Raw genomic sequence first — 10640 nt, forward strand, 5'->3', positions numbered from 1 at the left:
TACAACACAGAGGAGACCTCACCATGAAAACCACGTCCTGGCTGATCGGCATGAGCATCGGTGCAGCCACCCCGATGATGGCCGCCGCACAGTCCGTCACGCTCTACGGCCTGGTGGATACCGGCGTTGAATACGTCAATAACGTTGGGGCTGCGAAAAGCGGGCTGGTGCGCATGCCGAACCTCACAGGCACCGTGCCGTCGCGGTGGGGGGTGCGCGGCAAAGAAGACCTGGGCGGCGGTCTGCATGCCGTCTTCACGCTTGAATCGGGCTTCGCGCCGGACTCCGGCATCTCGAATCAGGGCGGACGGCTATTCGGCCGGCAAGCAAACGTGGGGCTCAGCGGGCCGTGGGGCGAGGTGACGTTTGGCCGACAGAACACCATGTTGTTCTGGGCGATTCTCGACTCGGACATCCTTGGACCCAACGTCTATGGCGGTAACGCATTGGACAGCTACCGCCCGAATGCGCGTGTCGACAATGCCATCGCTTACAAGGGCAAGTTCGGCGGCCTCACCGTGGGCGCCACGTATAGCTTCGGCCGGGATACGGTCAATGCCGGTGCCAACCCAGCCGGCACCAACTGTGCCGGCGAACTGGCATCGGACAGCCGCGCGTGCCGCGAGTGGTCCGCCTTGGTGATGTACGAAACCGGCACCTGGGGCATCTCAACCGCGTACGACTCGCTGCGAGGTGGCCCCGGCGCAGCGGCTGGCCTCACCAGTAGCAAACTGAAGGACGATCGTCTGCTCCTCGGGGCTTACGCGTTATTCGACAAAACAAAGGTGGGCATCGGCGCTTCGTTCCGCAACAACGAAGGTAGTACGCCATCACACAGCCAGTTGTACTACGCAGGTGCGTCCTACGACATCACACCCGCCTTCAACCTTGCAGGGCAGGTCTACTACTTGCACTTCAACAACAGTGCCAACAAGGCGTGGCTGGGCGCGATCCGGGGCACCTACGCATTCTCAAAGCGGACGTCGGTGTATCTCACCGGCGGGTACATCGATAACGGTGGGCAGTCGAATCTTTCAGTGAGCGCCGGCGGCAGTGGAGGGACGAGTAACCCCGCGCCTGGCGGCAATCAGCTCGGGGTGATGGCCGGCGTGAAGCATTCGTTTTAGCAGCCGCTGTTTAGTCGCCTTCACGCTATCCACAATCCGCAGGGGCGACAGGCCTTCACCGGTCGGCTGTGAGTGCCGCCCTACAAATTGAAGGCCCCTGCGCGCTTTGGTTTACCGTTCTTCTACTGGCTACAGTTGCTCCGGGTGTCGATCACCTTGCCGCTGCCTGGATCGTCTTCGAGAACGGTCAACGCACGATAGCTTCAACTGCCATCAAAGTCGGCGTTGGCTCGTACGGTCCCCGCTAGCCTCGCGCCAGCACGCTAAAGCCGGTCTTGCCCCAATGAAGAGAAACGGACCGGGTCGCGGGTGCTGAGTCGATTCGCTACGATCCACCCTATCGCGGCCGATACCGACACACTGCGTTCTCATGCTGAGTCCGCGCAGCATGCACGTAAGGAACCCGCTGCCATGCTGGGCTTTCCGGCCCATCACCAGCGCGTACGGTAGGTTTTTCATCCCCAAACGCTTCGGCATCTCGGTGATGCTGACGGCTCGGTCAACACTGCGCTGCTGCATCGCCGTCTACATGCGGTGCGTGCAGGTGACGTAGGCCGTCTATGCCCGCCGCAACGCGCCGCAGCCTTGTTAAGCCATTGAGGACCCCGGCGAGCCGTTGCTACCGACATGTCCAGCGGCAGTGCTGGCAGTCTGCGTGGCCAGGTAGCGACCGGGCCGATGGTTCAGGGCAATGCTGAGGTTGAGCGCGACCGCCCCGACCAGCGAGGCCGCCAGTGCCATCGGGCTGACCACGACCAGCGAGGCCAGCACGATGCCCACATCCACCGCCATCTGCAGCTTGCCAGCGCGAATGCCGTACTTGTCTTGCAGATACAGCGCGACGATGTTGACGCCGCCCAAGCTGGCCTGGTGCCGAAACAGGACGATGAAGCCCACGCCCATCAACGTGCCGCCAATGACACCCGCATACAGCGGATTGAGCGACCCCAGTTGTACGAAATGCGCGTGCACCTCGCTCAGCCACGACACCAGCGCCACTGCACAGAACGTCTTGAGCGTGAAGCGCCATCCCATGTGCCGCACCGCCAGGTAATAGAACGGCAGATTGATGGTGAAGAACACCACCCCAAAGGGCAGCAATGTGGCGTAGTGGATCAGAAAGGCCACGCCGGCCGTGCCGCCAGACAGCAGACCGCCCTGCTTGAAGAGCGTGATGCCGAGCGACACGAAGAGCGTACCGGTGACGATGGCGAGCACGTCCTCAAGCAGGCTATGCCGGGTGACGCTGGGGACATTGTCGGGAGCATTCATGGGGGGCTCCTTACGGATACCGTGGACATGGCGCCGACTATGCCGCCGGTGCGTCCGTCGGTTCTTTGATCCAAGCCAACCGTGCTTGAATCAGCCTACCCCTGAGATGCAGGCGTTGTGTGCTCGCCGCAGTCGTCCCGCAGCAGCCGGCAATGGCCTGGATCGCCGCACGGCTCGACAAGCTCTCCATCCATGTGCGGGAACCTCATACGACTACGGTTTGGAGGCTATGTCCAGCGTCTGCCTAGACCGGCTGAGACAGCAATCGCTCTAGCGCTTCAAGCCTGTGTCTGCGTATTGTGGTGATGGCGTAGAAGCGTTCCTGCAATTGCGTCGACTGCCCTACAGTCACCAGGATTCCCGTTCGCAACTCATCTTGAACGACAACTTCGGGCAACACGGCCAACCAGCCGCTGTCACGAGCGATCAGACGCAGCATAGCCATGTCGTCTATCTCGGCCCGCAATCGGGGGACCACACCCATTGACGCGCACAGGGCGTCGAACTGAGTTCTAAGCGCGTGGCGCGGCCCAGGTAACGCAATCTCAAGCCCATCAAGATCTTCTGGGATGTGCAGGGTTCGGCCTTTCCAGACTGATGCTGGCCCTACCAGGGAAATGGATTGGCTACCAAGATACTGACAGTGGAGAGGGCGATCCGGATTGGTGGGCACGCTTTCATTGGCGAGCACCACGTCAAGTTGATGTTCGACCAGCCGGCCGAGCAAGTCTTCGAGAACCCCGGATTCGAGCGTGAGTAGCACTTCGGGGTCAGCCAAGAGCGGCTTGATCCAGTTCTCCTGATAGTTTCTCGAGAGGGTCGCCACGCTTCCAACACGAAGTCGCGTCATTCCCTCGCTTCGGCCAACCAATCTTCCGAGCATCTCCTGGCCGAGTCCGAAAATGTCTTCGGCGTACGACAGCACGACCTGGCCGGTCTCGGTCAGCACCAGGCTGCGTCCTTCCCGGCTGAATAGAGCGTCGCCAAGTCTTTCTTCCAACTGGCGGATCTGAGCGGAAAGCGCCGACTGGGAGGTGTGCAGCTCACGGGCGGCGCGCGTGAGGTGTCCCAACTTGGCCACGCGCCAAAAGTAGAACAAGTGATGGAAGTTCAGCTGCTCCAGCCTGATCATTCTGTTTTATATATCAAATCGTTCTGATCATTGAATTTTACAGAATGATTTCCAAAGGAGAAGATGCGGGCACATGAATTTTCGCCAGCGCTTCCCATGGATATCGTTCACGTTCTTACGGCTGTTTCGACACTCCTGCCGGCAGGTTTGATGGGGGTGGCCGCCCTCCTTCCCCGGTCGGCTCGCGCAAGTACGCCGACACTTTGGCACGGCTTTATCGCACTGTCGGCAATCGCCTTGTGTGCTGCCATATTCTCTTTGGCCTGGGCGGCTTGGAGTTCCGGCGAGCCTCTTGGCACCTCCGTCCTCTCGCCTTGGCTGCACCTGTCTCTGATTGGCGGTTGGATGGCCGTGCTTGTCCAACTGCTGGGCACCTGCATCGGCGCGTTCTCTGCGCGGTACCTGCAAGGCGAGCCTGGGCAACGCAGCTATCTCGGCGCGCTTGCCGGGGTGTTGGCATCTGTGCACGTGCTCCTGCTTGCAGACCATTGGGTGGTGTTGATCGCGGCCTGGGCGACGATCGGCGTCGCGTTGCAGCGTTTGCTGTGCTTTTATCCCGACCGACCATTCGCAATGCTTGCCGCGCACAAAAAGCGCTTGGCAGACCGGTTGGCAGATGTCTTCCTGGTTACGGCAGCCGCGTTTGCCTGGCACGAGGTAGGCAGCGGTTCGCTGTCGCAGTTATGGCTTCACATTGCGCGCGAAGGGGTATCCGCCAGCCTTCAGGTCAGCGCGGTCTGCGTCGCCGTCAGTGTGATCTTGAGAACAGCTTTGCTGCCCGTGCACGGATGGCTCATCCAGGTCATGGAGGCTCCGACGCCGGTATCGGCCTTGCTGCATGCGGGTGTGGTGAACCTGGGCGGCTATGTGCTGATCCGATTTGCCCCTCTGCTCAGCCAGAGCGCCCCGGCTCGCTGGCTGCTGATTACGATCGGGCTCGCCACGGCAGTCATGGGGGGTTTGATCATGCTCACCCGCATCAGCATTAAGGTCCGGCTGGCCTGGTCCACGGTGGCGCAGATGGGGTTCATGGTGATGGAGTGTGGATTGGGCCTGTACACACTGGCGGCGCTTCACCTCCTCGGCCATTCGCTTTACAAGGCGCACGCATTTCTCTCCGCGTCCTCGGTGGTCGATCGGCTTCGCGTGGAACAGCTCCTTGGCCATGAAAAGCGGTCTCGCTTGAGCTTGTACGCAGCCCCCGTCATCGCAATCGGCATCGCCGTCCTTCTTCATGCGCTGGTAAATCAGGTTCCCTGGCCTTGGTGGTGGAGCGGCATTCTCGCGCTTGCTTGGGCACCACTGCTCTGGCTGCCATCCGTCGAGGAAGGCTCGACCACTGCAATGCTGCTGGCCCGAATTGCCGCAAGCCTGATCAGTATTGGGGGTCTCATGGGCGCAGCAATCGTCCTCCACCTCTTGCCAACCGGCATAGCGGACCACGCCGACACAGGTGGCGGCATTGCAGCGTTGCTCGGTATGGCTGCCATGCATTGCGTCCTGGTGGCGTTGCAGACATCTCCCCATGCTTTGGCTTCTGTGCGCCGTGCCTGTTATGCGGGCCTTTACTTGGATGAGTTCTATACCCGCTTGGCTTTGCGCTCGTGGCCGACCAACTGGACGCCGAGTCGCTCGGATGTCTTCCCCCTCGCAGTAGCCCGGGCCGCCAAGGCAAATGCACACCAGTAAATGCTGCTCAAAGAGGTTCACATGAACAACGGTATTGCCTCCTCCACCGATCCCAGCGCGACGTCGGAACTTAACGCAGCATGCGTCAACCTTGAGGCGGAAAAGTACACGGACGCTGCGCGGCTGGCGCAGATGGAAGCCGCCTGCAATCAAGCATGCGCAGCGATCGCACCGGCATGGCCGTTAGATCGGGCAATTGCAGTCAATCCTCATTGGGGCCGGGTGAGCAGGCCTGTTCGCCAAGTGGCAGCTCGGATGGCAGTGCTTGGCGGCATCCAGGTGTTTCCGAGCCGTCCAAGCCTGCGCCAGGCATGGCAATCCGGCCGCATTACCAAAGACGACGTCGAATATGCGCTTGCTGCCTTGCCCGCCGCCAAAGTGTCCGGCCTGACGGTTTCCCAATGCCTGAAGGCCATCAACACCGATTGGTCAGCGCCACGTTTGCCGTTGCTGATCGACATACTTGATACCGATCCATTGCGCCATACAAGGCTTTCCTGGCGCGAGGCAATCACGCACCAGGTCAGCCAAAGCTGCGCCGCCTATTTCGACGAGAATCAGTCGGACTGGGCGATCCAGAAAAACGATGGGCTGTATGCCTTCTGGCGCGACACGTTACGGCACGATCGCGGCATTGGCTTGCTGATGGGCATTCCGAATCTTGATCAGCATCTGGCGGAGTTGCCGCCCACGTTCCGGGACGCGGAACACTGGGCGCTGGAGCAACTGGATCTGTCCAGCGATGTCTGGCCAGACTATCTGGAAGCCGTATTGCTCACGGTGAATGGCTGGGCATCTTGGTGCGCCTACCTTGGGTGGCAAGCTCGTCAGGACGGGAAGGAAGACCCCAACCTGCGTGAGTTGCTTGCCATCCGGCTTGCCTGGGGCGCCGTTCTGCAGAAGTGCCACGACGACTACAGCACGAAGACCGCCATCTCCACTCTTCGCAACGCCTGGCGCCGCGCATCTTCAACGCTTGCAGAGGCCGAGGAGGCTTTGCTGATCGACGAGGCTTGGCAGTACGCCCTGGAAGCCGGTTACCAGCGCCAACTGGCGCAGCGTGTAGGGGCGTCCTGCGTGGCGCCTGAGCCCTCCGATATTGAAGTACAAGCAGCGTTTTGCATTGACGTCCGCAGCGAACCCTTTCGCCGTTCCTTGGAGGCGGTCTGGCCGGCCATCCAGACGGTGGGCTTTGCGGGATTCTTCGGCATACCCGTTGCCTATACGCCGCTCGGAACAGGGGCACGGCGCCCGCAACTACCCGGCTTACTGTCGCCCTCAATGGAGGTAACAGACAGTGTCCACCTCAATACAGGCCAAGACGGACCCTCTGCTGACGGTACGGTCACACGCGCACGGCGCACCCGTCTCGGGGTTGCCGCACAGTTGAATCAATCCAGTCGCTGGCCCAGTGGTGCATTCTCGTTTGTCGAGGTTGCAGGTGTTGGCTACGCCGGCGCGCTGTGGCGGTGGGTCCGTCCGTCGACGCAGCGGCGCGTGCGTGCAGACTTGGCAGGATTGCCCTCCCGGTACAAGAAGGTGTGCAGGCCTACACTGCTATCGCAGTCTCCACGTGAAAAAGCTGACCTGGCGGCGCGCGTGCTCCGCGCCATGGGGCTCGCTCACAATCTGGCCCCGCTCGTGGTGCTGGTCGGTCATGGCAGCCAGTCGAACAACAACGCGCATTCGGCATCGTTGGATTGCGGCGCATGCTGTGGCCAAAGCGGTGAGGTCAATGCCCGCACCTTGGCCCTGCTCCTCAATGACCCGAAGGTGCGCGCCGAGCTAATCAACTTGGGCGTCGACGTTCCCGCACGGGTGCAATTTGTGGCGGCGCTGCATAACACGACAACCGACGAGATCGAAGGCTTCGACCTTGATCTGTTGCCCGAATCCGCGCTTGAGCGCTGGGCACGCTTTGAAGACGCAATGAAACACGCTTGCGATCAGGTCAGACGCGAGCGTGCGCCCAAGCTGGGTATCGATGCACGTTTGCCGCATGATCAACTCTTGACCAAGCTCCTGCGGCGCGCCAACGACGGCGCACAGACGCGACCGGAATGGGGGCTGGCCGGCAATGCAGCATTCGTGATCGCTCCGCGTTATCGGACCCAGGGTGCGGTGCTCGACGGACGCGTGTTCTTACATGATTACGACCACCGCACCGATCCCGACGGTAGCCTGCTCGATCAATTGCTGACGGCACCCATGCTCGTGACCCACTGGATCAACTGGCAATACCACGCGTCAACATGTGATCCAAAACATCTGGGGAGCGGCAACAAACTCCTGCATAACGTCGTCGGCAGCTCAATCGGGGTATTTGAAGGCAATGGAGGCGATTTGCGAATCGGCCTATCCCGGCAGTCGCTTCATGACGGAGAGCGATGGGTCCACGAGCCGCTTCGGCTGACCGTCCTGGTGGATGCGCCACAGGAGGCCATTGACCGGGTGATTGAAAACCAGATCGTCGTCCGGCAACTTGTCAGAAACGGTTGGCTTCACCTCTGGCGGTTCGGACACAACGAGCTTCAGCGCTACACCGATGGCGAGTGGCTGCCGACCAGGCTGAGTGCGGCGTGACACCACAAAGCCAGACCGCCAAAGGGACTTCCTTCTGGTTGCTCTGGCCAAGGTCGTCTCTACACAGTGCAGCCACATCGCATGAGCGCCTGAATCAGTATCCTGATTCATGAAAGAGGAAGCGCAATCGCAATCAGCAGGTTGAATGTTCGAGTAGTTCTTCTCAGAGCGCGACGACGGGAGCATGGATATTTGATGCATTTCCGACTCATCAACGGGCATTGTGGTTTGCCGTAGAGAAATGCGCTGTTCTCCGTTGTAACGGGGCATTACCCTACAAGGGTGATGAGGAGGACTCGTGAAAAGGCTCTACAAGTCATTAGCCCCCAGGCATTACCGAAGCGGCGAAGCAGCAAAACTGGCCCGGATGCCGGCATCCACGCTGCGCATTTGGGAGCGCAGATACGCTGTAGTCTCGCCGCCGAAGAGCGCTTCGGGCCAACGCCTCTATACAGAGGACGACATAGAACGCCTGCGCCTGATCAGAGACCTTGTTGACCGTGGGCACCCCATCAGTGCAGTGGCGAGCTTGAATGCGGAATCTCTGAAGGCGCTGGTGGAATCGACTGGCTTTGTTCAGACGGCCAATGTTGAGCCCATTTCGCTTCTGATCGTAGGCCCTGTGTCATTTGACATCGCTCATTGCGCTTGCGCCCACATGCGTGTCTGCGGACGCCCTAGATCGCTTGAAGAAGCAATTCGAAGTGCACGCACGGGTACGAGGGCGGATGCACTGCTGGCCTCTGTCCCTTCGCTTCAGGAAGAAACGATCTCACGCATTGCGGCACTGGCCGAAGCGTTACACGCGAAAGCGGTGAGCGTGATCTGCTCTGAGGCGTCAGCGCACGCGACGGAGCGCGCGGGCCTGGGCGGTATACGCGTAATCCGACAAGCCGACGCTGAAGCCAAACCTGAACCGCTCGTCGCCGAGCTTGTCGATTGGGCTACGGCGCTCCGCCAGGCAGACATCTTGAATGCCGACACTCGCAGGCGCTCGGCCCGCCGCTTCGACGACAAGGCACTCGCCTCTCTAGCCGGTCACGCCTCAGCGATTCAATGCGAATGCCCGCGGCATTTGGCTGAACTCGTGATCCAGCTCAGCGCGTTCCAACGCTACAGCGATGAGTGCATATACCGCTCGGCGCAAGACGCCCTGTTGCACCGCCGGCTCGGGAACGTCGCAAACCGAGCGGTACAACTGCTTGAGACCGCGCTTGCCGAAATCGTCCGTCAAGAAGATTTGCTCAACGGGGCTAAGCTCTAAACCACCCCCGGCGCGCCACGCGACGGTTGCCATGAGCAGCTTCAAGCGATATTTCCGAAGACCCCTGCCCCTGCGCCTTTGCTGTTCAGTTGGGCACACGTCAGGAAGTCATCATGGGATTTGTTTGGATTACTGGAGCTAGCGGCGCTGTAGGCGCTGCCCTCGCTCGACGATTGAACAGGGCAGACATTCCGCTTGTGCTGAGTGCACGAGACGGGAGCAAGCTCGAAGAGCTTGCTGACTCGCTCAAGTCGGGCCCGACACTGATATGTCCAGCCGATGTTACGGATCGGAATAGCGCTCAGCTTGCAGTCGAGGCCGGTGTCGCTCAGTTTGGCGCGCCGGAAGGCCTCGCGCACTGCGTCGGTTCGATCATCATCAAGCCACTGCACCTGACTTCGGAGGACGAACTCAAGCAGGCATTCGACGCCAATTTTTTCTCGGCGTGGAATGTGTTGCGTCTGTTTGTACAGCAGGCTGTTCGCCACAGAGGGCACGCAAGCGCGGTCTTGATCGGCTCGGTTGCCGCCACTGCCGGCTTCCCGAACCATGAAGCAATTGCCAGCGCGAAAGCTGCCGTCGGAGCGCTTGCACAGTCGGCGGCCGCAACGTATGCGGATCGCAATATCCGCGTCAATTGCATTCATCCGGGGCTGACCACGTCAGCAATGTCTTCTCGCCTGACAAGTGCTCCAGCAGTTGCGGAGCGACTCGCAAAGATGAACCCCATGGGCCGGCTCGGGCAAGGAGAGGACACCGCGGCACTTGCGGAATTCCTGCTCAGTCCTGCAGCCTCCTGGATCACCGGCCAGCAGATCGGCGTGGATGGAGGCCAAGGGCGATTACTCGTACCTCCCAAGTCATGAGTACGCAGCCGAAAAACTTGCGCGGCCTGGCTGTCCTGCTCGGCATCGGCGGTCTCATCCCATTTATCGCGTTGGCGTGGCTTGGCCTTTGGGACACCTCGGGGAGCAGCGAATACCAGCATTCGCTGGTGGTGTACGCGGCGTCCATTACATCCTTTGTAGGTGCGGTGCACTGGGGGCGCGTACTCAACGAGGCAAACACCACGCGCAGGCATGTCTTGCAGCTTGCCTGGAGCGTTGTGCCATCGCTCGCAGCGTGGGGCGCAACCATGAGTGGCGAGCCGCGTACTGCGCTCATCAGGATGGCGATGGTGCTGGCAGCCTGCTGGCTGACGGATGCCGTTTTTCTACGTTGGGGGGCACTACCAGCCTGGTATTTCCGGTTGCGCAGTCTATTGACCTTCGTAGCAGTGGCGTCGCTCATGCTTACCGGTCTTGCAAGCCCGGGGTGAGCACCGAAGATCGTTACCCCACAAAGACGAGCTTTGCGTCAAGTTCATCAACTTCATCTGTGTCTGGAGTTCTGTTCGGAGGGCCACGTGGCAATCAATTCAGAGAATGGCACCGCCATCTACAGGAACATCGGTTTGGGCGACATCGCCCGTTACCGCTTGCCCTGGGCCGGTAAGGTGTCCATCTTGCACCGTGCCAGCGGTGCGTTGATGTTCCTTCTTCTTCCGTTCGTGCTGTACTTGTTCGAGCAAAGT

Annotated in this window: 9 protein-coding genes; 7 read left to right on the forward strand and 2 right to left on the reverse strand. The window is 60.5% G+C overall.

Features of this window, described 5'->3' with window-relative positions:
- The first annotated feature begins 23 nt into the window (after positions 1-23).
- Positions 24-1127 carry a porin gene (locus tag ACTJK6_RS24170; protein ID WP_440840343.1) on the forward strand — a complete coding sequence of 368 codons (1104 nt, stop codon included), beginning with the start codon at positions 24-26 and terminating at the stop codon, positions 1125-1127.
- A 588-nt stretch (positions 1128-1715) separates the two neighbouring features.
- Here the strand turns inward: ACTJK6_RS24170 and ACTJK6_RS24175 are convergent.
- Positions 1716-2399, reverse strand: coding sequence for a YitT family protein (locus tag ACTJK6_RS24175; RefSeq protein ID WP_440840344.1), 684 nt, complete (start codon positions 2397-2399; stop codon positions 1716-1718).
- Between the two features lie 244 nt (positions 2400-2643).
- Positions 2644-3528 (reverse strand): LysR family transcriptional regulator, encoded by an 885-nt coding sequence (locus ACTJK6_RS24180; protein ID WP_232040248.1) that lies wholly within the window; start codon positions 3526-3528, stop codon positions 2644-2646.
- Between the two features lie 99 nt (positions 3529-3627).
- Here ACTJK6_RS24180 and ACTJK6_RS24185 point away from each other — a divergent pair, with 99 nt between their 5' ends.
- The 6 genes from ACTJK6_RS24185 to ACTJK6_RS24210 form a co-directional block, all read left to right on the forward strand.
- Entirely contained in the window at positions 3628-5220 is a 1593-nt protein-coding gene (locus tag ACTJK6_RS24185; RefSeq protein ID WP_440840345.1) for an NADH-quinone oxidoreductase subunit L, read from the forward strand.
- 132 nt (positions 5221-5352) lie between these two features.
- Positions 5353-7803, forward strand: coding sequence for a YbcC family protein (locus ACTJK6_RS24190; RefSeq protein ID WP_440840350.1), 2451 nt, complete (start codon positions 5353-5355; stop codon positions 7801-7803).
- Positions 7804-8101: 298 nt separating this feature from the next.
- Positions 8102-9067: a MerR family transcriptional regulator gene (locus ACTJK6_RS24195; protein WP_440840346.1), complete on the forward strand. Its 966-nt coding sequence runs from the start codon at positions 8102-8104 to the stop codon at positions 9065-9067.
- 113 nt (positions 9068-9180) lie between these two features.
- Positions 9181-9933 carry an SDR family NAD(P)-dependent oxidoreductase gene (locus ACTJK6_RS24200; protein ID WP_440840347.1) on the forward strand — a complete coding sequence of 251 codons (753 nt, stop codon included), beginning with the start codon at positions 9181-9183 and terminating at the stop codon, positions 9931-9933.
- Positions 9930-10385, forward strand: a complete 456-nt coding sequence (locus ACTJK6_RS24205; RefSeq protein ID WP_440840348.1) for a DUF3429 domain-containing protein — start codon at positions 9930-9932, stop codon at positions 10383-10385. Before ACTJK6_RS24200 ends, ACTJK6_RS24205 begins: the two co-directional genes overlap by 4 nt.
- Before the next feature lie 87 nt (positions 10386-10472).
- Positions 10473-10640, forward strand: a 168-nt coding sequence (locus ACTJK6_RS24210) for a succinate dehydrogenase, cytochrome b556 subunit (RefSeq protein ID WP_440840351.1), incomplete at its 3' end; no start/stop codon positions are given.

This window comes from Ralstonia sp. 22086, assembly GCF_052045975.1.
GTDB lineage: Bacteria > Pseudomonadota > Gammaproteobacteria > Burkholderiales > Burkholderiaceae > Ralstonia > Ralstonia wenshanensis.